Source organism: Paraburkholderia sp. CNPSo 3274 (genome assembly GCF_024206475.1).
In the GTDB taxonomy this organism is placed as follows: Bacteria; Pseudomonadota; Gammaproteobacteria; order Burkholderiales; family Burkholderiaceae; genus Paraburkholderia.
The window spans coordinates 59758-83312 of the sequence record NZ_JAMBPR010000001.1; the positions used below are offsets into that span (position 1 = coordinate 59758).

General features: G+C 63.5%; 17 protein-coding genes and 1 pseudogene. 16 read left to right on the top strand and 2 right to left on the bottom strand.

Features of this window, described 5'->3' with window-relative positions:
- Positions 1-320: 320 nt before the first annotated feature.
- The 10 genes from M3I54_RS00240 (at position 321) to M3I54_RS00285 (ending at position 14838) form a co-directional block, all read left to right on the top strand.
- Entirely contained in the window at positions 321-896 is a 576-nt protein-coding gene (locus M3I54_RS00240) for a toll/interleukin-1 receptor domain-containing protein (protein WP_254332072.1), read from the top strand.
- Positions 893-1615, top strand: a complete 723-nt coding sequence (locus M3I54_RS00245) for an ATP-binding protein (protein ID WP_254332074.1) — start codon at positions 893-895, stop codon at positions 1613-1615. Before M3I54_RS00240 ends, M3I54_RS00245 begins: the two co-directional genes overlap by 4 nt.
- A gap of 37 nt (positions 1616-1652) precedes the next feature.
- Positions 1653-2855: a MoxR family ATPase gene (locus M3I54_RS00250; RefSeq protein WP_254332076.1), complete on the top strand. Its 1203-nt coding sequence runs from the start codon at positions 1653-1655 to the stop codon at positions 2853-2855.
- The gene (locus M3I54_RS00255) at positions 2852-6067 is read left to right on the top strand and encodes a hypothetical protein (RefSeq protein WP_254332078.1); all 3216 of its coding nucleotides are present in this window, start codon (positions 2852-2854) and stop codon (positions 6065-6067) included. Before M3I54_RS00250 ends, M3I54_RS00255 begins: the two co-directional genes overlap by 4 nt.
- Complete coding sequence (locus M3I54_RS00260) at positions 6064-8079, top strand: hypothetical protein (RefSeq protein ID WP_254332079.1); 2016 nt, start codon at positions 6064-6066, stop codon at positions 8077-8079. Before M3I54_RS00255 ends, M3I54_RS00260 begins: the two co-directional genes overlap by 4 nt.
- A gap of 281 nt (positions 8080-8360) precedes the next feature.
- On the top strand, positions 8361-9863 hold the full coding sequence (locus M3I54_RS00265; protein ID WP_254332080.1) for a metallophosphoesterase: 1503 nt from the start codon (positions 8361-8363) through the stop codon (positions 9861-9863).
- A 2-nt stretch (positions 9864-9865) separates the two neighbouring features.
- On the top strand, positions 9866-11890 hold the full coding sequence (locus M3I54_RS00270) for a CHAT domain-containing protein (protein ID WP_254332081.1): 2025 nt from the start codon (positions 9866-9868) through the stop codon (positions 11888-11890).
- A gap of 51 nt (positions 11891-11941) precedes the next feature.
- A complete protein-coding gene (locus M3I54_RS00275; protein WP_254332082.1) occupies positions 11942-12526 on the top strand; it encodes a hypothetical protein in 585 nt (194 codons plus the stop codon).
- Between the two features lie 7 nt (positions 12527-12533).
- Entirely contained in the window at positions 12534-13901 is a 1368-nt protein-coding gene (locus M3I54_RS00280) for a TRAFs-binding domain-containing protein (protein ID WP_254332083.1), read from the top strand.
- Between the two features lie 34 nt (positions 13902-13935).
- Positions 13936-14838 carry a toll/interleukin-1 receptor domain-containing protein gene (locus M3I54_RS00285; RefSeq protein WP_254332084.1) on the top strand — a complete coding sequence of 301 codons (903 nt, stop codon included), beginning with the start codon at positions 13936-13938 and terminating at the stop codon, positions 14836-14838.
- Between the two features lie 7 nt (positions 14839-14845).
- Here the strand turns inward: M3I54_RS00285 and M3I54_RS00290 are convergent.
- Positions 14846-15408, bottom strand: a pseudogene (locus M3I54_RS00290) (nitric oxide dioxygenase); the annotation flags it as partial.
- 198 nt (positions 15409-15606) lie between these two features.
- On the opposite strand from M3I54_RS00290, the gene M3I54_RS00295 reads away from it, so the two are divergent.
- From M3I54_RS00295 to M3I54_RS00305, 3 genes are all read left to right on the top strand, one after another.
- Positions 15607-16341, top strand: coding sequence for a helix-turn-helix transcriptional regulator (locus tag M3I54_RS00295; RefSeq protein ID WP_375542070.1), 735 nt, complete (start codon positions 15607-15609; stop codon positions 16339-16341).
- Between the two features lie 65 nt (positions 16342-16406).
- Positions 16407-17216: a siderophore-interacting protein gene (locus M3I54_RS00300; RefSeq protein ID WP_254332086.1), complete on the top strand. Its 810-nt coding sequence runs from the start codon at positions 16407-16409 to the stop codon at positions 17214-17216.
- A 61-nt stretch (positions 17217-17277) separates the two neighbouring features.
- Positions 17278-18567, top strand: coding sequence for an MFS transporter (locus tag M3I54_RS00305; RefSeq protein ID WP_254332088.1), 1290 nt, complete (start codon positions 17278-17280; stop codon positions 18565-18567).
- A 195-nt stretch (positions 18568-18762) separates the two neighbouring features.
- Here M3I54_RS00305 and M3I54_RS00310 read toward each other — a convergent pair whose 3' ends face one another.
- Complete coding sequence (locus M3I54_RS00310; protein ID WP_254332090.1) at positions 18763-19917, bottom strand: porin; 1155 nt, start codon at positions 19915-19917, stop codon at positions 18763-18765.
- Between the two features lie 596 nt (positions 19918-20513).
- Between M3I54_RS00310 and dbpA the strand changes: the two genes are divergently transcribed.
- From dbpA to M3I54_RS00325, 3 genes are all read left to right on the top strand, one after another.
- Positions 20514-21920 (top strand): ATP-dependent RNA helicase DbpA, encoded by a 1407-nt coding sequence (gene dbpA / locus M3I54_RS00315; RefSeq protein ID WP_254332093.1) that lies wholly within the window; start codon positions 20514-20516, stop codon positions 21918-21920.
- Positions 21921-22015: 95 nt separating this feature from the next.
- Complete coding sequence (locus M3I54_RS00320; protein ID WP_254332094.1) at positions 22016-22666, top strand: DsbA family oxidoreductase; 651 nt, start codon at positions 22016-22018, stop codon at positions 22664-22666.
- Between the two features lie 162 nt (positions 22667-22828).
- On the top strand, positions 22829-23536 hold the full coding sequence (locus tag M3I54_RS00325; protein WP_254332095.1) for a DUF3348 domain-containing protein: 708 nt from the start codon (positions 22829-22831) through the stop codon (positions 23534-23536).
- Positions 23537-23555: the final 19 nt, after the last annotated feature.

Here is a 23555-nt window from a genome sequence, read left to right on the forward strand (position 1 = left end):
GCGGCCCGAACGTACTGCATACAGCGTTAGCAAACACACGGGGCTGCGTGAAAACGCAGATGGAACTCGGCAATTTGAAAAATTCTCTCTTTTGCTCGTCCTGTAAGTTAGTGCTGCTTCGCAACGAGCAAGGCGATTTTCCGATCCAGACAGTGTGCGGATTTTTGGCCGGCTCGCGGTGTAGCGAACAAATGAGTTATTTTGGCGCCCGGAGTCCATAACTGGTACTTGGCGGCCAGAAAAAATCTGCTAGATTGAGTAGGGAAAATTAGGAAATCCAAAGAACTATTCTCCGGTTTCCATCTAGGAAGAGGCGACCCATGCCAAAACGGCCCCTCGTTTTCATTTCCTACCGCCACGGCGAACCGTGGACGGAGTTGACTCGTCGCCTGCAAGTTCGTTTGAAGAACGTCTCAAAGGCGCTTGGCTTCGATCTGTTCATCGACGAAGGCATGGGTGCGGGCGAGCTGTGGGCGCAGCATCTAAGGCAGCAACTTCAGGCAACGACGCACTTCGTCTGCATGCTCTGCGACGAATATTGGGAATCGATCGAATGCCAACGCGAACTCATGTTCGCCGTTGAGAGCTTCCGCGCGACAAGCGAGCCGCGGTTGCTGTTCGTGCTGGCCGAAGCGACGAGCCCCGAATACCTGACTTTCGACGATACGGGCCGCCCGGACAGGCTCGGCCTGCCGGGCGACGGCGTGCGTGTCATTCAGTCCGTCAGCGACGTGAATTTCCTCGGGCCGTTCGACGACAACCTCCGGCTCGAACCGCTCAGTCAGGATTCGGCCGCGCGCTTCGCCGAGCAGTTGACGCAACTCGTGAAGCGCCTCAAGGAAACACTGCCGACGCTCGATACACAAACCGCGCGGACTATGGGGAACCGGCCATGACGAACGTCACGTTCACCGCAGGCACCAAGATCGAAAAGTGCCTCCAGATAGAACGCATCATCTACCTGTCCTGGGTGTCGGACCGCCTGGGGCAAGCCGACCAAAGCGCGAAAGATTTCTGGGTCAAGCTCAAATGCTACCCGTACGACGCGTACAAAACGCCGCTCAAGACGATCTATCGGCCGCGTCAGGAGCTCAAGCCGCCGATGGCGGGCGATCTCGCCAACGCACGAATCAGTCCGCTGATGGTGATCGAGAACATGAAAGATGTCACCGATGTCATCGCCTTCCTGACGGACGACTACATTGCCGCCGAGCCGCACGTTTCCGAACTGGTGGATCTGAGCCAGTTCGTCAGGCGCAAGCGCATCGAAGAGGCCGCGTGGGAGCAAGGCTCATCGGAAAGCGCCGAGCAAAGGGAGCTGGCCATGTGGCTGATTCTCGTTCATAAAATGTCGGATCCGAGGGAATACGCGCTCGTCGCCGACACGTCCCCCGATTGGTGGCACGAACTGCTCGACGGTAACGACTATCTGCGGCTGGGCGACGTATCGGGCGAGACCTTGAAGAAACAGTTGCACAAAGCCGCGACGCGTCTGCGCGAACATCAGCGGCTCGGCTGCGGCAAATGCTGCCATCAGCACGGGACCGCCGGGAATGAACCCGACGTCGCACCCAGGATGAGTTGGTTTCGCCGCTTCTTTCGGGGTGCGACGTAGTGCCGTCGGACCGCGTCTTTCAGGGAATGGAGGAGCCATGAATCGCCAGATCGAACTCCCGGTTTTCATCGGGCGCGGCAGCCGCGCAGAAATGCCCGGCAAGCCAGACGCGAGCGTGGCAGGCAACGGAGCCGACCTGCGCGAGGCGCCCTCCGACGGTAACGAGGCTGACCACGCCGAAGCCGCCTCTGTCATCTATAACTTCACCGATCATCCCGAAGGCTATTCCGCCAGCACGGAATTAGCCGAAGCGGTCAACACCGCGGTCATTCTCGGCAAGCCGCTCCTGCTGACGGGACGGCCAGGCACGGGAAAGAGCCAGTTGGCCGACCGCATCGCGTGGGAATTCAATCTTGCGCCCGTTCTGCGCTTCGAAGCCCAATCGATGAGCGAATCGCCCGACCTGTTCTATCGCTATGATCTGGTCGCGCAACTCGGCGATGTCGAAATCGCGCGCGCGCAGTTGACGTTCCAGAGCACGGGCCAGGCGCCGGGCAACGGCGATCCGATCCCCGCGAAACTGAGACCCGAGAACTTCATCACGTTCGGGCCGCTTGGCCAGGCGGTTCTGCGCGCCGCGCCCGAGGATAACGAGGATCTGCTGGCCGTCGCCTTTCCGGACGAATCCGCATACATGGCCGAGCCGCGTCCGAGCGTCGTGCTGATCGATGAAATCGACAAGGCAAGCCGCGATTTCCCCAATGACTTGCTCAACGGCATCGAGCGCCTCGACTTCCGCATTCGCGAGATGCGCGACCGGCTGGTCGCCGCACCGCGCGACGCCCGCCTGCGGCCCATTGTCGTCATCACGAGCAATTCCGAGCGCGATTTGCCTGATCCGTTTCTGCGCCGCTGCGTGTACTTTCATATCGAAGATCCCGACGAGGAGACGCTGCGCAAGATTCTGTTCGCGCGCGTCTTCCCCGAGAGATACATGAGCGAACGCAGCGCGGGCGATCAATCGCAAATCGCCGTCGCCGGCTCGACGCGCCTCTATGAGGACCTGCTCGAGTTCTTTGTCGATTGCCGCGAGCGCTGCGGTCCCGAGTTGCGCTATCAGTCGGGTACCTCGGAGCTGATCGACTGGGCGAAATCGCTGCGCAGCTCAGGCGTGCCCAGCGATAGACTCATTCGCGACAGCATCGCAGGCGTGAAACGCGCGCTCTCCGCCGTGGCGAAACATCGCGATGATCGCGGGCTGATGTTGCGGGCGATCGACGAATGGGCGAGACGCCCATGACGTCGCCCGACACGACGGCGCCAAGGTCCTGGCCGCCGTTCATCGAACTCGTGCAACACCTGCGCGACGCGTGTTTTTCGCCGGGTGCGACCGAGCTCGTCAACGCTGGGCGGCTTTTGCGGTATCTGGAGGAGCGCGGCGAGGCGCTCTCGCCCGACACGCTGCGCGCGCGCCTGCGCCCGATCTTCTGCAAGTCGCGCGAAGACCAGAGCCGTTTCGACGATGCATTCCGCGAGTGGATCGACGCAAGGGGCACCACCAGCACGGGCGTCGATCCACCGCCCGCTATTCCAAATGAGAGCGCGTGGCGCAAGTTCACGTCGTTCTACACGAAGTCGCCCCAGATCGTCTGGTACTTTGCCGCGCTCCTCGTCGTAGTGACCGTGTTTGCGATCGCGGTCAAGTTGGGAATGCCTGCGGATGAGCGCCAGAGGCCCGAACTGAAACTCCCGCAATTGGAGCAACTGATCACGAAGCCCATCCCGGTGCCGCGGCAGGTCGACCAGTACTATCTCGCGGCCCGCTCGAACGACGAAGTGAATACATCGATCGTCTGGGCCATTTTCCTGCTGGTGGTCGCGGTCCTGCTGATCGTGTGCGCGCCAGCGTGGTTCCTCGCGCGCACCCGGCGACGCCAGATGTCCGCAAGCATCAAGCTCGACGAGCGCTCGCTGCACGAAGCGACGCAGCACATCGTTCCGACTCTCGCTGCCGACATCGCCACCCCGCTCGAACGTCACACGCGCGAATCGCGCACGGCGCGCGGCACGCTCGCTCGCCGCGCGCCGCTGCACATGCGCCGAACGATCGAAGCCACGATGCGCAACTTCGGCATTCCGGAGCTGCATTTCCGGCACACGAATCTGCGGCCATCCTATTTGATGCTGATCGATGCGGAAGACGAGGCCGATCCGCGCGGGCGCCTCTTCTACATGTGGGCAAACCGGCTTCGGCAGGAAGGGCTGGATGTCGACATCAGAATGTTTCATCGCCGTGAAGGAGCGGCGCCGGTCGCGTATCGGCTCGCTGCACGCGGAAAACTCGATGACGCGCACGGCGAGTCCCTCGATCGACTGCCAGATCCTCCCGTCGGTCAGCGGCTCATCGTGGTGTCGGATCGCGAAGCATTCACGGGTCAGGATGGTCGTCTCCTGCCATGGGTCGAGTCCGCGCGTTTCTATCGCTGGCGGAATCGCGCGCTATTTACGCTGATCGAACCACAAGACTGGGACCTGCGCGAGCAATTGATCGAACAGCCCGAGCGCGCCGCCGATCCCGGCTTTCTGGTTCTGCCGCTCGAAGAAGACGCGCTGCGCGCATGGGCGACGCTGCTGGTTTCGGGGGAACTGCCGAACATCGTGCTGAGCGAACCGCAGCGCTATCCGCGCCTGCTAGCCGAAGGCCGGTACGACTTTCTCAGCGACGATTTCGGCAACAAGGAGGTCGCTGAACGCCTGATCGCGCAGTTGAAGCTCTATCTGGGCGACAACGGCTTCCAATGGCTCGCGGCACTCGCGGTCGCGCCGGTGGTACGGCATCCGCTGACGCTTCTGATCGGAGAACGGTTCTTCCGCCTCGCGAACGTCCAGCACGAAGCTGAAATGCGTTATCTGATCGCGCGCAATTACCGGCGGCTCGCGCGGCTTCCCTGGCTGAGCAGGCAATGCATGCCGAACTGGCTTCGGCTGTTGCTGCTGGAAGAGTTGCCGCCGCAGACGCACGAGCGCATTCGCGAAGTCGTGCGCGACCTGCTGGAACCGCTTTCACCCACCGAAGGCCCGGGCATGGTCATCGAACTGGATAGTGTGCCCGATCCGCACGGCGCTCGCGTGCCCGTGGGCGCTCAGAGCGTCGCCATTTGTCTTGGCTACCTGGGTGGAATGCCCGCGCGCCGGCTTGCCATGCGTATTCCCGAGACATGGGCGAGTTGGATACGCGCACGCCCCGCTCGCAAACCCGCTCGCCGATTCACGTGGCGCAATGCGGCGAGCGGGCTTCGCGACGAGCTCAACGGGGCGTGGGCCGAACTCGCGTATCGCGGCGGTATGGTGCGCAACGGCGCGCGCGGCGCGCTGTGGACCGTCGTCGCGGGATTGATGATCTGCACGCTGCTACTCGTCGCTGCGTCTATGCAAAGGAAGGGTTCTCACGCGCGAATGCTGCTTTCCGAGCAGCATCATCCGATCAGCTACGAGATGCGTGGAACGCGAGTGAGTGCGTACGGATTCAGCTCGGATGGCAAATACGTGCTGACCGGAGGCGAAGATGGCGACCTGCAGAATTGGAGCGTGCGCACAGGCGAGCCGCGCGGCGCGGTGATGCACGGCTCTTCGTCCGTGACGCGCATCGCGTTCTGCGGCCGAGGCGGTACCGCGGTGACCGCGACTTCGGCAGGCGCGATCCAGCTCTGGGACGTGTCGCTCGGCGTTCGCGATGGCGACCCACTGGGGGGGCCTGGCGGCGGCGGCGTGACATCCGTCGCATGCGATGAGGGCGGTCAGTTTCTCGCCGTGACGTACGACACGGCGGCGGTCGACATCTGGGACGTCGGGGCAAGGCAACAAGTGGCAAGTCGCGGCTTCGGCTATGGGGCTCGCGCCGCCAGATTCGTGAATGACGGGGACTCCGTCATCGTCGCGAGTTCTCGCGGTGTCTCGTCGTGGGCATGGCGTAATGACAAAACTTCGTTGATTCTCGGTTGGTCCGGTGATTTCATCAATGCGTTCATCAGCGTTGACGGCAACAACGTGATCGCGATCGGCGATGACGTCACCTGCCTCTGGAATCTTGCGAATGGCTCGTCTATTTGCCCTCCCAAGACATTGCAATCCATAACCCACGCCGCAGTGAGCCCGGACGGCAGCCAGTTCATGATCGCCAACGACAGCAGCGTCGAGCTCTGGAGCGCGCGCTCCGGCCCCAAGCGGCTCAAGGTCTGGCACAGCGGCAGTCCGATCAGCGATGTCGACTTCAGCCCGGACGGCCAGCATCTCGTCATCGGCGACGCGGATCGAGCCACGCTATGGAGCGGTGTAAAAACCAGCTTCGCCATGTCGCTGATGGATCTGGATGCGATGCATGGCCTCGTGTCCGCGCTGATGACCACATATCCACTCGTGCCGACCCTACTGTGGGCGTTCGTGATCGCGATCATCGTGTGGCTGAACGCACGCGGGTTGCGCCACCGGGTGATGAAATTCAGCAGTCCATGAACCAGGGCGGAGGAACCGTGGATACCGTGGTCGATGCTCACCTCGCGCTGCACCCGCTGCCGCTCTTGCGTTCGCTGCGACGCGTCGGCGCGATCGCCGCGTCGATGGTGGCGTCTGGCGCGGTCGATTTCGTCTACCGTGAATTCTTCTGGACGAGCGACCTCAGCACCGATGTCGGGCAGCTGTATTGGATCAATGTCGGGAGCATGCTGTTCACGTGGATTCTGGCGTGGTCGTTCATGACGCTTGAACGCCGCAAGCCGTTTGGCAGCACGTCCATGCGTTATGTATGGATCGCGTTTTACTATGGCGCGGGGGGGTTATTCATGCTGCGCCTGGCTTTCGCGGGTTCCAATAACCTCTACGACGTGATATCGCAAACGCTTCGGGATACTCGGTTCGAAAGTCTGACCACCAGCCTGCGGATCATTGCCGCTATCGTGAATGCCACGGTGTTGATCGTGCTACTCGTCGCGCTGCCGCGCGCGCTGGCGCGACTTCAGTTGGATGGGCGGATCACGGGCCGCGCCGCCGATGACTGCGTGTGGTTCGCAGCGATCATCTGGACATTCGGCGCGCTCGCCGGATTGGCCATCAATGTCATCTGGGAACCCGACAGCTTCTACCGGCCTGTCAGTGACATAGCGGCTGTAACGGGATTCGTTTTTACGCGCGTCGCGCTATCGCGGCCAAGGCCCGAGCGCGCACCGTCGCTCGTCATCGTGCTGCTGGAAGACCGGAATTCGCGCGCGCTGCGGAACTTTATCAACCTCTTTTCCGGCAGATGGTTGCTCGGACCGATCACGCTCATGGCGCCTGCATCGAATGCGATCGACTACTACGGCGCGCATGCCCGCGTCGCCGCGCGCGTGAACTGCCTGGAGACACTGTTCCCCAAGACCGTCGGCGACCTGAACTACGCACGAAAAGAGCTTCCGCGCGATGAGGAATGGAAGGGGGTGGCCGTGCGGGAGTGCTATCCCGCCCCGTCGCTGTGGACCGACTACTTCCGCTCGCTGCTGACGCCATCGACGTGGGTTCTGCTCGTCGCCGAAAGCCACGATCTCGTCACGATCGGCGACGCATCGAGGCGGCTCGATGCGATCCGCGCGAGCCTTCCCATCAGCCGCACGTACGCGCTGACCGGCGAAGAGGTTCCCGCGACGCTACAGGGCTTGAGCATCGTGCGGATCGCCGCGGTCGGCAGGGACAGCTTCAAACGCGCCGCCAATCGCTTACAGCAGCACATCGGCCGGCATGAGGGCAAGTCCATGCCGCAAGAGCCGGACTGGCCGGCGTTTTATCTCGGCGCACCGCTTGCGTGGAATGGCCTCGGCGTGTGTGCGCTATTCGCGCTCGGCGCGTTGCTGAATCATGGATTCAACCATCGGGCCACCACGACGATGATCGTTGCCGTCCTGGTGGCCATCAACCATTGCATCGCCGCGGCGGTGGCAATCCTGCCGAAGCGCTATCTAAGCTTCGCGCGCCGCACCTTCTGGAGTGGTAGGCCCAAGGGCGCCTACGCGCTGTCGGGCCTCGCGACGTTCATCATTCTGCTGGCGCTATCGGCCATGATCTATCCGATCCGGGTGCACTTCGGCAATGCGCCGATGACGCCGTTTTTCTCCCAGGCCAAGTGGCTACTGCTTTCGGTGACGCTCACCGTGACGCTCGCATCGCTATGCGACGACTACGTGCTCCAACCCGCCGATCCGCCGTGGCTGCGTCCGCTGGAAAGCGTCTCCCTCGCCTGCGTGATGGCGATCGCGGGCTGGCTCGTGATCAACTGGGTCATGCCGGACATCGTGCGGGTCCGGCCGAACATACCGGTGAGATCGTGGACGCCCGTGTTGGTGAGCGCCGGAATCGGCGCGCTATTCGGCTATACATGGCCGGCGTGGTATCGCCGGAATCTGCGCGCGCGCACGCAGAAAACCCAAACCGCGGCGCCGGAAGAACACACGAAGCCGTCGTTCAAAACGTCCAGCGAACCGCCCACCATTGTTTGACTCTGGCACGGCTCGCGCCAGCAATCAGCGGAGATTGCCCAGAACCTTTTGGTGTAGACAAACATCGTGACCGATTCTGTAAGAAGTAGGGAATACTTCCTGTGTGCGACGCCACACATTCCACACACATCGTGTCTCAGCGCCCAATTCGCGTCAGCTGTCTTTTTCATACCAAAGGGGCGAACATGACACGGCGTAAGATCGCGCACACGTTATTGCGCCTGCGTCCGAGCGCGAGCCCCGCGTCGCGCGTTGATGGACCTGGATAAGAGGAGACCGAAGTGAATCCGGTTCACAGCGTCGATCAGCTCTACGTCATTTCCGATCTCCATCTCGGCGGCACGCCGGGCTTCCAGATCTTCGGCTCCGCGGGCGAACTCGCGTGGCTGATCAACGACCTTGCCCTACGCGATCCCGAACAGGAGATCGCGCTCGTCATCAACGGCGACTTCATCGATTTCCTGGCCGAACCGAACGCCACCTACTTCGACCCGGATGGTGCCGTCGCGAAGCTCGAGCGGATCGCGTTGCAGGATCCCACGTTCAAGCCCGTGTTCGATGCGTTTCCGGCTTTTCTCAAGCAGGACAGGCGTCGTCTGATCGTCAACCTCGGCAATCACGATCTGGAGCTCGCGCTGCCCTGGGTGCGCCAGCGCCTCGTGCAGATCCTGACGAAGGACGCGCCCTCCTCGAGCGGCGCGCACGCGCGCCTGCATTTCGTGTTCGACGGTTCGGGCGTGCGGTGCGACGTCGGCGGACGCTCGGTGCTGTGCGTGCATGGCAACGAGGTGGACCGGTGGAATCCGGCCGACTTCGAGAAGATCAGGCAAATCGGCCGCGATAAGCAGTTGAGCCGCCCAGTCGACCCGTGGATTCCCAACGCCGGCTCGCGCATGGTGATCGACGTGATGAATCCTATCAAGCGCAAGTATCCATTCGTCGATCTGCTCAAGCCTGAAACGGACGGTGTCGTGCCGACGCTCGCCGCCTGCGCACCCGAAGCCATGCGCAACTTCAACAGCGCGATCCGGCTCGCCAACGTGGGGTTCGCGCGTGCGTGGGCTGGCATTTACAAGCCGGGCGGCATGCTGGGGGCCGAGGAGCTGGCAGCCGGGGATCCGGTGCGGCCCACGCCCATGCCCGGCGGTCTGCTCAATCCGGTGGAGCTGGCCGCTTCGCGCCAGGAGCGCGACGGGCGCGCGATGCTTGCCGCGGCCGATGCGCTGGTCCGCCAGGGCGTCGATCCGCTCGAGTTCGTCGCGAACGAGCAGGGCAAGCGGCTCGACATGGTGACCGCTCTGATCAAGTGGTCGCGCGACGCGCCGACGAGCGAAGTGCTGCGCGAGGCGCTCGAGAGGCTGGACAAGGATCGTAGCTTCGACATTTCCGCGCGTGACGAAACAGCCACGCTGCTCGACAAGGAGATCGGCCCGGAGATCGACATCGTCGTCGCGGGGCATACCCATCTCGCGCGCGCCCTGCACCGCCAGAACGGCAAGGGGCGATACTTCAACAGTGGGACCTGGGCGCGGCTGATCCGCATCGATCCGAAGACCCGGAGCGACTCAAAAGCCTTCGCGGAATTTTTCGACGTGCTCAATGGCGGCAACATGGCGACGCTCGACGGCTTTCGCTCCGGATCGCTGGTCGTGCGCCTCTGCACGGTCGTGGCCATATGGAAGAAGGACGGCGGCGGCGCGAATGCCGAACTGCGTCACGTGGTCAACAACGTGACAAGCGGGTTCACACTAGATACCACGGCCAACAGCCTTCTGGATGACTGACGATGCGCAAGATCACACTCGAACTGCTCCGTCAGGGCCCCTCGCACAACCAGCTGCTGTCGCCGCTCACGGCCTATATCGCACTGTGCGAAAACCATAGCGCGGTGACGCTCCATGTTCCGTTCGAGCACAACCAGATGCTCTACCGGCTGCGCGCGCTCAGCTATCAGCTCGGAGCGGAGGCGCGGGAGTTTCAGCTCGGCGACACCGCGCTGGTGCTGGGCAAGCTGCTCGGCGAGATTCCCGGGCTGACCGCCGACCTCAACCGCCGCGGTGTCGATTCCGCGACGGGCGATGAGCCGGTCACGCATCTGCGGCTGATCCTGTCCGCCTCTGAGCTCGCGCTCTTGCCCTTCGAGCTCGCGACCGCGCCCAGCGGCTTTCCCGGCGAAGGCCAGCCGCTTGTCCTGCAGACCCAGCAGCTCATCTGCGTCACACGCGAGACGCGGCGCGTGCCCGAGGAATTCATCCGCTGGCCGAGCAAGCCGCGCGTACTGTTCGCCTATGCGTCCCCGCCCACCTTCGAGGAAGTGCCGGCCGCGGCGCATCTGCTTGCGCTGCGCGACGCGCTCGCGCCGTGGCTCGCGCTATCGGACGACCTCGACGACGACGAGCGGCTCGAGATCATCGGAGAACGGCTGTCTGTGCTCCCCGACGCGACGGTCGAGAGCCTGGAGCGCGCATGCGCGTCCAGCGACTACACGCATGTGCACATCCTCGCGCACGGCGTCGATCTGCCTGGCGGGTACGACCAGCGGTACGGCGTCGCGCTGATCTCGCACACCGATCCGAAGGGCTATGAGGTCGTCTCCGGTGCGCGGCTCGCGAGCATTCTGCGCACGCCACGTCGCGACAAGGCCGGCAAGTTCGTGCGGCCCGCCGTCGTGACGCTTGCGAGCTGCAACGGCGGCAACGTCGGCGGCGTGACGGGTGTCGGGGCGAGTGTCGGGCATGCGCTGCACGAGGCAGGCATTCCGCTCGTGATCGCGAGCCAGTATCCGCTGTCGTTCGGCGGCTCGGTGATGCTAGTGCAGGACCTCTATCAGGGCCTGCTCTGGGGCGAGGACCCGCGCAAGCTGCTGGTCGGCCTGCGCAGGAGGCTGCACTCCTGCTTCAAGGACCAGCACGACTGGGCGAGCATCGTCGCGTACGCATCCCTGCCCCCCAATTTCGACGATCAGTTGGCCAACGCGTGCATTCAGCAGGCCATGAGCAGCATCAATATTGCGCTGCGTGCGTCGGATCGCGTGATGGTGGCCTTTTCCGACCGGGAGTCCAGCTCCACTGGGCGTCATCAGATGCTCGCCGACGATAAGCGGCAGGAGATGCTCCGGCATGTGCAGAGAAAGGTGGCCTACGCCAAGGAGCGGCTCGAAGCGGCGAATGAAGCGTATCCAGCGCAGAGGGCCCGGATTCTCGCGCAACTCGCAAGCACCGAGAAGCGCGAAGCGCAGATGCTCTTCCACTCGCGCAGGTCCGCTAGCCGCACGACGAAGAAAGGCGGCAACGAAGTGCTGGACAAGCTGGAGCGCGCGCGAACCTGGTATTGGCAAGCCTATCTGTTGAACCGGTCGCATCCGTGGGAACTGGTGCAATATGTGTCGCTCACGTTGTTCCTGCGCACTTCGGGCCGCCTCTCGCGTTCGGATTGGGGTGAGGCCAAGGTCAAGCCCTTGTGGTTCACGGCGGACTCGCAATCGAGGAACGACGCCGAGAACGGTTCCGCCTGCGACCGCGCCTGGGCCTACGGCAATATCGCAGAGTTGAGCCTGATCGAACCCTGGCTGAAAGACGTTCCACTACCTCCTGAGCCGGGGACGATCGACAAAGCGATCAAAGCTTGCCGCAGCGTGGTTGAGCTGGCGGGCCCTTCATCGTTTCACGTGTTCTCCACCCGGCGACAGATCCTTCGCTATCTGGAATGGTTCGGCCCCATGGTAGATCCCAACTGGTTCGCGCTGCAAGAACTCGCGGAACAGATGCTCGATGTAATGCCAGTTTGCGAAGAGCCCGAATGGAACTATTGAGCACAGCGCACCCCGGACGCCTTTCGACGCCCATCGCCAAGGACCTCCAAGGTGACTGACAACTTTTCGACGAAGCGTGTCTTTTTCTTCAGCGGGCACATGATCGATCGTCCCGACCGCCCGCAGCCGCGTTTCCCACCCGAACGGGAAGGCGCGGTGACGAACGACGTCGCCGCGGCGCTCGACGATCTCCAGGCTGGGAGCGCCGACCTCGCCATCTGCGGCGGTGCATGCGGCGGCGATCTGATCTTTGCGGAACTCATGCTTGCGCGCGGCGCGCATCTCGATCTCTATCTGCCCTTCGAGCCGCAGGTGTTCGTGAAGGACTCAGTCGACTTTGCGAACTCGCGCTGGCACGCGCGCTTCGAGGCCGTGCGGACGCATGCGTATGCCCGCACTTTCGTGCTGCCCGAACCATGGACCGAGGTGGAGCGTCAGGCGTCCCCTTACGAGCGCAATAACCTGTGGATGCTCGAGCGTGCGCTGGGATACGGGGCGCAGAAGGTTCATTTCATTTGCGTCTGGAACGGCGAGGCGGGCGACGGGCCGGGCGGAACCGGGCATATGTACGAGGCCATCGAGGCGGCGGGCGGCGTTGCCGGGCGGCCCATCCATCCGCTCGGATCGAAACAGTGAGGCGATCATGCTGAAACCCATTTGCTTCGCCATCATGCCCTACGGGCGCAAGCGGACCCAAGCGGACACCGCGCACGCGCCGGGGGAGATCGACTTCAACGCCTTGTGGGACCTCGCCTACGTGCCTGCAATCCAGGCGCTGGGCTACGAGCCCGTGCGCGCGGATCAGGACACCGGCTCGATGATCGTCACGCAGATGCTCGAACGCATCTTCTACGCGGACCTCGTGCTCGCGGACATGACCATCCCCAATGGCAATGTCTACTACGAGGTCGGCATCCGCCACGCGGCGACGCGGACCGGCTGCGTGCTGCTCGCGGCCGACTGGTCACAACCGCTGTTCGACGTGGCGCAGATGCGCACGGTCCGCTATCCGCTTTCGACCGGCAATATCGACAATGACACCGCGCAGCGCATCCAGGAATGCATCGTGCCGGGCATCCGCGCGCTCGCGAATGGCGAATCGCCGATGTTCACGGCGATCAGCGGCTTCCCGGACAAGCCCGAACCGGCCCTCGCATCCACGATGAAGCAGCAGATGATGGACCTGGCGGTGTTCCAGTCCGCCGTGCGCGACGTGCGCCAACTGCCCAGGGAAGAGCGCATGGAGGCGGCGCAGGAACTCGTGAAGGAGCACGGTGTGCCGCCCTTGATGGCGAGTGTCGTATTCGCGTTGCTGCTGCTGTTGCGCGACTCGATGAACGAAAAGACCGATTGGAGCAAGCTGCTCGACTTCATCGACCAGTTACCGCAGGAATATCGCGAGAAGCCCGAGGTACGAGCTCAGCGCGCGTTCGCCATTTCGCAGACGGGCGACGTCCAGGACGCGATCAATCAACTCGAGGGTCTGATGGCGATCGCCGGGCCGTCGGCTGAACGTTTCGGCTTGCTGGGAGGCCGATACAAACGACTATACAAAGAAGCCGGCGATTCGAAAAGACAGTCGAGATTGCGCGACAAGGCTATCGACTACTACGAACGGGGCATGGATTTTGACCTCAACGAGTACTACTGCTCGTCGAATCTTCCGCGTCTGTACCGCGAGCGCAATGGCGACGGCGACTTGAAGCGCGCGCACTCCGCGGCGATGCTCGCGAACGCCGCTTGCGACCGCGCATTCCGGCGTGGCGTCACGGACGAATGGCTAAGGCCGACGTGGCTGGCTCTTGCCTTCGACGACGGCAACGCCGATCTTGCCGAGGATCTCGCGAAAAAAATGGCCAGCGAAGATGTGGCGCGCTGGAAGATAGTGAGTGTGCTGGCCGATCTGCGCGTGAGTCTACCGCTGGTTGCGGATGAGGCTCAACGCGCGCGGCTTCGCGCGGTGGCCGACTGGCTGGCCGCGCAATCGGGTTTGGAAAACGGCGCAACATAGAACGTTCGGACATGCAGTCTTGGCTGAGGTTACCGTGGCAGAAGATCAAGATAGCGTTCCTGAGTTCTTTGATGTGTTCATCTCTTATCGTCACCGCGACAAGGACAAAGCCCAGCAACTCGCGACGACGATTCGCGGCTACGGTTTCACACCGTTCCTCGATACGGATTTTGCCGAGCTCGCCGATACGGGCAACGTGACACGCAAAAAGGTCGAGATCCTTTGCAACAGAATATCGCGCGCAACCTGTCTGCTCCTGTTGTATCCAACGCAGCAGAAAGCCTCCGGGAATCCTGCCGGTTCTGCATCTGCACAGGGTGTCGGAGTCTGGACGCCGTGGGAGCTGGGATTTTTCGACGGAAACGTTTCGTCCCGGATCGGAGTCTATCTACCCGATGGCAAGCCCGATGGATTCAACGCCAAGGACTACTTCAATGGTAGCGAGTACCTGCAGATCTACCCGACCTTGAGCGACTCCGATCTCAAAGACTTTCTGGATCGCAATGCATTGCGGAAGCGACGCATCGACAACGTGTCGGGTGCATTCGTGTGGCTGCAGAACCTTGCCGAGGAGTGGGTCGCGAACCCAGTCAACGTCAGTCTCGGCATTGCCGAGTGGTATGCCGATCATGCGGATCGATTCTGGCGGACCCGAGGTGTCAACGTGTGGGCCGACTATTTCGCGGGCGTGAAAGTGCAACTGGACGATTTGCGGGTTTCCTGGAGTCCTCAGTTTCGCTCTCCTGTCTTTGATTCGATGCGCAAGGTGATGTCTTCAGACGAACGCGCGGCAGAAAATGGTCGCGACCATCCTGGGATGACTCTGGAGCCTGGATTTGGCAACGCCGGGCAACCCATCGGCGATGGCACGAATCGCGAACTGCCATTGATGGATATCGAGGCCTTCGTCAAGGCACTCAATGCAAACAGGCATTAGAGAGAAATCATTCGGCGAACAGATCCGGGCCGAACACCTGGTAGTAAATCTTCGACTCGTGGATGTCCATGCTTTTCAGTGCGTCGTGCTGCAGCCGCATGAAAGGAACAGGACCGCAGATGTAGTAATCGGCGTCGGCCAACAGAATCTCGTCGCGCAGCTTGCCGAGGTCGATGAAGCCCGCGTTGTCGTAGTCGCGGCCCTGCACGTCGGTAGCGAGCGGCGCGTCGTAGAACACGATCGCGCGAAATTCGGCTGGGTGGCGGCGGTCTGCTGCAAACGATCGCGCATCGCGTGCACCGCGCCGTTCCGCGCACCGTGAATGAACACCACGCGCCGCTGCGGGTCCTGAATCGCGCGCTTCAACATGCTGACCATCGGCGTCAGACCGACGCCGCCGCTGATCAGCACGATTGGCGTCTTCGCATGGACATCGATGTAGAACGTGCCGTACGGTGCCGCCAGTTTCACCTCGTCGCCGACGTTCACGTGATCGTGCAGCAGTGACGACACATAGCCCGACGGCCGCCCGGCCTCGCCGCTCTCATGCTTCACCGAGATCCGATAGCTTCACAACCCTCCTCTATCTATTGTGCGGTGCACACCGGATTTCTGCGTTCCCGCAGACTTTTTTGTCTCTGAACGACGTTTGCTGCGTTCCCGCAGACTTAGTTGTGCGCCGATACCCCAAATATTTTCTTTGACAAACGCTCTTACGATATATATCTTAAGACATGTTTTAAGACACTCAAGAGATAAGGAGGCCCTATGCGCCACCATTCGCACTTTGGTCATACCGGCCGTCACGGCCCCCCCGCGCGCGATCCGCGCGACCTCTTCGGCGGCCGCCACCCGGCCATGCAGGCGCTTCACGCGCTGCGCCACGCGATGGGCCGCCATCGCGGCGGCGAAGGTCCCGGCGACTTTGGCGATCGCTTCGGCGACGGTTTCGGCCGCGGCTTCGGCGGTTTCGGCGACGGCGACGGTTTTGGCCGTGGCCGCAAGTTCACGTCCGAAGACCTGCAACTCATGCTGCTCGTGCTGCTCGCCGAGCGCCCGAGCCACGGCTACGAACTCATCAAGGCGCTCGACGCGCGTTCGAACGGCTTCTACAGCCCGAGCCCCGGCATGGTCTATCCGGCCCTCACGTACCTGGAAGAACTGGGCTACGTGAGCGTGACGCTGGAAGGCAATCGCAAGCGCTACGAGCTTTCGCCCGAAGGCCGCGCGTACCTCGAGGCCAACCGCGAACGCGCGGACCTGATCCTCGCGAAACTCGCGCACTTCGGCCGCAAGATGGAAGTCATGCGCCGCGCCATGGCCGGCGAAGATCCAGCCGAAGGCAGCGGCTGGGTGCGCGAGCTGATCGAGGCGCGCCGCGCGCTCAAGCGCGCGCTGCTGCGCCGCACCGACGTCGCGCCGGAGGAGCAGCGCCGCATCGCCGCGATTCTTGCGCGCGCCACCCAGGAAATTGAAAACGGCAGCGAGAACAGCGACGTTTGACAACCCGCTTCTGCGCGCCACGCGGCGGCCCACGCTGCGCCACGCCAACATCATCGGAGCCCTACATGCAGAACCCGTCCCAACTCGAAGTCGTCCGTGTGCGTCACCCGCTGAAATTCCGACTGTTGCGCGTGGCGCGCGTCACGGCGCTCTCGCCCTCGCTCGTGCGCGTGACGCTCACGGGCGATCTGAGCGACTTCGTCTCGGCGTCGTTCGACGATCACATCAAGGTGTTCTTTCCCGCCGCCGGTGAGGAAAAGCCAGTACTGCCAACTTTGGGTCCCGACGGCGTCGTGTTCCCCGAAGGCGTCGAGCGCCCCGCCGCGCGCGACTACACGCCGCGCCGCTTCGATACAGAAAGCAACGAACTCGAACTGGAATTCGCGCTGCACGAAGCCGGCCCGGCCACGGCATGGGCGGCACAAGCGCAGCCCGGCCAGTATCTCGGCGTGGGTGGCCCGCGCGGCTCCATGGTGATTCCCACGGGCTTCGACTGGCATCTGCTGGTCGGCGACGAAACGGCGCTGCCCGCCATTCAGCGGCGCCTCACGGAGCTGCCGGCTGGCGCGCGTGTGGCCGTGGTCGTCGAAGTGGCGAATCGCGCAGCCCGCATCGAGCTGCCCACCGAAGCCGATCTTTACGCCACGTGGTGCTATCGCGACGAAAGCGAGTCGGAGCATCCGCTCGTGGACGGCGCGTCCGAAGTGTGGCTGCCGCCTGGCGAGGGGTACGTCTGGGCCGCCGGCGAAGCCTCGGCGATCCGCGCGGTGCGCGCGCATCTGTGCAACGAGCGCGGCGTCGACAAGAAGCGCATTCGCGCATCCGCCTACTGGCGGCGCGGCGCGCAGGGGGCCCACGAAACGATCGACGACTGATCGATCTCGCTGGCGCGGCAACACTGCCGCGCCTTTTTACTTTCAGGCTCCAAGCCAATACATGACCCCTTCTCTCGCACCGCTGCGCGAACGCACCCTGCTCTGGCTGCTGGCGCTCACGCAGTTCACCGTCATCATGGATTTCATGGTGATGATGCCGCTCGGCCCGCAGATCATGCACGCGTTCGCGATCACGCCCGCGGCGTTCGCGACGGCCGTTTCCGCGTATTCGCTCTGTTCGGGTCTATCAGGACTCCTTGCTGCGACGTATATCGACCGTTTCGATCGCCGCCGCCTGCTGCAAGCGGCCTACGCACTGTTCGCGCTCTCCAATCTCGCCTGCGCGCTCGCCACGAACTTTCATCTGCTGCTCGCCGCGCGTGCGTTCGCGGGTCTCACCGGCGGCGTGCTCGGCTCGATCGTGATGGCGATCGTGAGCGACGTGATTCCCGCCGCGCGGCGCGGCGCGGCCACGGGCGTCATCATGACGGCGTTCTCCATCGCCGCCATCGCGGGCGTGCCGGCCGGCGTGCTGCTCGGCGCGCACTACGGCTGGAGCGCGCCGTTCATGCTGCTCGTGGTGCTCTCCGTGGCGATCTGGCTCGCGGGCTCGCGCGTCGTGCCCTCGCTCACCGGGCATCTCGGCCAGCGCACGCCGCTCGCGCAAGTGCTGCCAAACCTTTGGCAGCTGCTCACACTGCCGCGTCACCTGAAGGCCTTTGCGCTCACCTTCACGATGATGGGCGGCCATATGCTCGTGATCCCGTTCATCGCGCCGATGCTCGTCGGCAATCATGGCATCGCGCCGCAGCAGCTCTCCTGGCTCTATATGGCGGGCGGCGCGGCGACGTTCATGACATCGCGCGCGGTGGGCCGTCTCGCGGACCGCTACGGCAAACGCCGCGTGTTCCGCGTGATGGCGCTCGTTTCGCTCGTGCCGGTGCTGTTCGTCACGCATCTGCCTGCGTTGCCTTTCGTCGCGCTCGTGGCGTTCTTCGCACTGTTCATGATCTCGATGTCGGGCCGCATGGTGCCGATGCAGGCATTGCTCACGACGATACCCGAGCCCGCGCGGCGCGGCGCGTTCCTGAGCGCCAACAGCGCGGTGCAGGCGCTCGGCACGGGCATCGGCGCGTGGCTGGGCGGCCAGTGGCTCGCGAATGGCGCGAACGGCGCGATCATCGGCTTCGGGCAGAACGGCTGGATCGCTGCGGCGCTCACATGCGTGGCGGTGCTGTGGGTTTCGCGGGTGCGGGGGGCGTCGGAAGACGCGTCGAATGGCGTAGCCGCGCCTGCGAGCGCAGCGCCTACGGCTGCGGCTGCGGCTGCGGCTGCGGCTTCGAAATCCTGAGCCACAAAAGAAAACCGGTTCGCGGTGCGTGGCGCGCCTCATGAGCGCGCCACGCACCGCGAACCGGTCGTCCTTCTGGTAGAAAGCGGGTGAAACCGCGGGCCTCGGGTAGATTGGCCGCGTGAAGCGCGGGACCCGACCGGCCGATCGGGTGCTCGCGCTTCGTCGCTCCACGAGGGAGCGAGCAAATACTGCTTAGAAGCGGTGACGCAGACCCACCGTTGCTGCGACCTGATTCTGCGAGGTCGACGGCGACAGCGTGTTGATCATTGCAACGTTCGCGCCGGCATCGCCGAGTTCGCCCGAAGCGTGCTGGTACACGGCGCCAGCGTACACATCGGTGCGCTTCGAGAGCGAGTAGTCAGCCGTCAGCGAGACGGTGTGCCACTTCGGATCGCCCGAACCGTTCGAACCCGTGACCTTGCCGTCCGTGAACGTGTACGACGCGTTCAGGGCGAGCGCCGGCGTAAGCGCGTAGGCGCCGTTCAGCTCGAAGTTGTCGAGGTGCAGGTTCGTGCCCGTCGGGATCGAGAACGTGGTGCCGCCCTGGCCGCCAGCGATCAGATCCTGGTACTGCGTGTGCGTCCACACGAAGCCGACCGTTGCCGGACCGTAGTTGTAGTTCACGCCTGCGCCGAACGTGCGTTGCGTTTCAGCCGAGAGGTTGAAGTTGTTGCCGTTCGATGCCGAGTTCGCGCCGTTCGTGTTGCCGCTGCGCGAATTGTTCATCTGCAGGTAGGCAGCCGAGAAGTTCAGCGGGCCGTTGCCGTACGATGCGCCAGCGCTCCATGCGCGGTTGTTCGCGAACTGGCCAGCGTCGTTGCTGAAGCCGTACATGCCGCCGAACTTGAAGCCCTGGTAGTTGACGCTCTGGTACTTGACCGAGTTCTTGATCGAGAACGAGTGGTCGAGGTTGTCGTTGTCGAACGGGTGAGCGGCGAGGTTGTTGCCGTAGCCGCTACCTGTTTCCGAGAGCGGGGCCAGGTAGTCGACCATCGAGTCATACTGACGGCCAAGTGTCAGCGTACCGAAGCGGTCGCTCTGCAGACCGACGAACGCCTGACGGTTGAACATCGTGCCGCTCTCAGTGTCCTTGCCGTTGTTCAGGTTGAAGCCGTTTTCCAACGTGAAGATCGCATGCAGACCGCTGCCCAGGTCTTCGCTGCCCTTCAGGCCGAAGTACGTGTCGCCAACGGTGCCGCTACCCTGGTTCCATGCGGCGTGGCCGCCTGCATTGTTCGCGTAGACGATACCCGCATCCAGTGCGCCGTAGAGAGTAACGCTGCTTTGTGCGTGAGCGGAGGCTGCGAATGCGCCGAGGACGCCCGCGATAATCAAAGTATTCTTCATGACTTTCCTTATGACATTCAGACCGCACTGACGCGGCTCCGGGTATTGGAGCCACACCGGCAATCCCGGGCGAAGTCTACGTGTCAAAGGCTTTAAATCACCTTGGCAAACGCTGTAACAGATATTTGCTAAATCTGGAAATATCAGAATAATAATCCGTAAGTCCTTGTCTCAAATGGGAAATACGGAGTAATGCATCGGTCGGCCCGACTAGGCCGTGTGGCAAACACGCGACGCCCGGATCAGCGCGGCAATTCGATTATTGTGGAAAGTGGATTAATTGCGGGCAATATCACGCGATTAAAATTTCCGGGTCGATGAAACTTTATGACCATGATGTTAGTCCTATCGCGCGCGTGCATTATTGCTATATACAGCTATTATTATTGCGTGAAATCGCGATTAACAAGCGAATGATTTTCGGCCTCCTCCGTGGTGCTCGTCATCGCCCCTCGCGCGGCACGCGCGCGGGCGCGAGCGCCCGCATCCGTTAAAATCCCGGAACGCTCGCGCCCATAGCGCGCGCACCACCCGCATCGACGCCACTTCTAACGAACGGCCGCGTCGCCCTCACCCGTCCGGCGCGAGACCCCGTCATGACAAACAAAGCCACTCCTACGCACGCCCAGCCCTTCAGCGAGCTGCCGCTCGCGCCCGCCATGCTCGCCAACCTCACCCGCCTCGGCTACGTCGAAATGACGCCGATCCAGGCGGCGAGCCTGCCCATTGCTTTCGCGGGCCACGACCTGATCGCCCAGGCCAAGACCGGCAGCGGCAAGACTGCGGCCTTCTCGCTCGCGCTGCTCTCGCGCCTGGACTCGCGCCGTCAGGACGTGCAGGCCATGATCCTCTGCCCCACGCGCGAACTGGCCGACCAGGTCACGCAGGAAATCCGGCGCCTCGCGCGCGCGGAAGAGAACATCAAGGTGCTCACGCTGTGCGGCGGCACGCCCATGCGTCCGCAGGCGGCGAGCCTTGAACACGGCGCGCATATCGTCGTGGGCACGCCGGGCCGCATCATGGACCATCTGGAGCGCGGCACCCTCGCGCTCGGCGCGCTCAATACGCTCGTGCTCGACGAAGCCGACCGCATGCTCGACATGGGCTTTTTCGACGACATCGCCACCGTGGCGCGCCAATGTCCCAAGGAGCGCCAAACGCTGCTCTTTTCGGCGACCTATCCTGAAGGCATTACGAAGCTGAGCCAGCAGTTCCTTCGCAATCCAAAGGAAGTCAAGCTCGAACAGCATCACGACGACAGCAAGATCCGCCAGCGCTTCTATGAAGTAACGGAAGACGAACGCCTGCACGCCGTGGGCATGCTGCTCAACCACTACCGCCCCGTGAGCACGCTCGCGTTCTGCAACACCAAGCAGCAATGCCGCGACCTGCTCGACGTGCTGCGCGCGCAGGGCTTTCATGCGCTCGCGCTGCACGGCGAGCTCGACCAGCGCGAGCGCGACCAGGTGCTGATCCAGTTCGCCAACCGCAGCTGCTCGGTGCTCGTGGCGACCGACGTGGCCGCGCGCGGCCTCGACATCGCGCAGCTCGAAGCCGTGATCAACGTGGACGTCACGCCCGACCCGGAGGTGTACGTGCACCGCATCGGCCGCACGGGCCGCGCCGACCAGGACGGCTGGGCGCTCAGCCTCGCGAGCATGAACGAGATGGGCCGCGTGGGCGGCATCGAGCAGGCGCTCAAGCGCGAAGTCGAGTGGAGCCCCCTCGCGGAACTGAAGCCCGCCAGCAACGAGCCGCTGTTGCCGCCGATGGAAACGCTGCAGATCCTGGGCGGCCGCAAGGAAAAGATCCGCCCCGGCGACGTGCTGGGCGCGCTCACCGGCGAAGCCGGCTTCAGCGGCGCGCAGATCGGCAAGATCAACGTGACCGACTTTTCGACCTATGTAGCCGTGGAGCGCAGCATCGCGCGCGATGCGCTGCGCAAGCTCAACGCGGGCAAGGTCAAGGGCAAGAAGGTCAAGGCCCGCATGATGGACGAATGAACTGACGAATCATCCACGCCGGGTGCGCACGCTGCTTGCGCACCCGCGAAGCGCCGCGTCTCAGTGACCCCGCGTTCAACCGGATCAGGAAAGCCATGAAACAACCGCTCAGAATCGATTTCGTCTCCGACATCGCGTGCCCGTGGTGCGCAATCGGCCTCTCGTCGCTGAACCTCGCGCTCGAACGGCTGCGCGACACCGTCGATGCGCAGATCGTCGTGCACCCTTTCGAACTGAATCCGCAGATGGGCCCGGGCGGTGAATCCGTGCTCGAGTATCTCGGCAAGAAGTACGGACGCACGGCCGAGCAGATCGCCGAAACGCAGACCATGATCCGCGAGCGCGGCGCGAGCGTCGGCTTTGCGTTCGGGCCGCGCGAGCACATCTACAACACCTTCGACGCGCATCGTCTGCTGCACTGGGCCGGTATCGAGGGCAAGCAGTTGCCGCTCAAGCTCGCGCTGCTGCGTGCGTATCACGGCGAGGGCAAGGACACGAGCGACCACGCGGTGCTCGTCGCGGCGGCGCAGTCCGTGGGGCTCGACGCGGATCAAGCGCGTGCAGTCCTGGAAAGTGGCCAGTATGCCGACGAAGTGCGCGCCGAAGAGCACGAATACCAGGCGTCGGGTATCCAGTCGGTGCCGGCGATCATCTTCAACCAGCAGTATTTGATCAGCGGCGGCCAACCCGTCGAAACCTTCGAGCAAGCGATCCAGCAGATCCTGGCCGAGAGCGCCAAGGCCTGAACGGCGCAGGCGCCTGGAGCCCCCGTGTGGCGCGGCCTCGCGCCCGCGAGCGCCCCTCTTTCACGGGCCGCCGCGTCATCATTCACGCGCCCGGCGGACGGCCGATGCTGGCCGCCCCCTCGCGGGCGTGTAAACTAACGGGTTTTTTGCCCAGGTGGAAAAGTGCTAGCCCCGCAACGCCTCGCGTTGAGCGGCCCGACGCTCGTGCGCTTACTTGCCCGCTTCGGCGACGCCGACGTGCCCGAATCCCGGCAATCGATCTCGGACCATCTGAGCCAGTGGCTCGGCTGGACGGACGCCATCGCGCTTTCGACGGCGCTGAGCGTGCAGACGCCGGGCGGCGAGCCAGCCACGCGCGTGGGCGCCAGTGCCGAACAAAGCCAGAGCGAGCGCGTGCGCGCGGCGCTGAGAAAGGCGATTTCGGGCGAAGGCGCGCCTGCGCGGCGCGACGGACGGCGCACGCAAGCCGCCAGTGCGCCTGCCGATGTGGAACCCAATTTCGCGGATTTCCGCCAGCGCTACGTCGCCCTGCAACAGTCGATGGAGACTGACATCGCCATGCTGCGCACCCGTCTGCGCGCCGCGCTGGCAGCCCGTGCGCCTGCGCTCGCGCGTCTCGCGACGGTGGACGCCGTGATGGAGCAGGCGCTCGGCGCGCGCGAACGCAGCCTGCTCGCCGGCGTGCCCGCGCTGCTTGGCGCGCATTTCGAGCGGCAGCGCGCAGCGGCCGCCGCGGAGTCCGCCAGCGAAGCCGCGCCTCACGCCTGGCTCGCCGGCTTTCGCAAAGATATGCAGAGCGTGTTGCTCGCCGAACTTGAGATTCGGTTTCAACCGGTGGAGGGGTTGCTTGCCGCCCTTCGCACCAGCTAACCCAAACGCTATGTCCCGC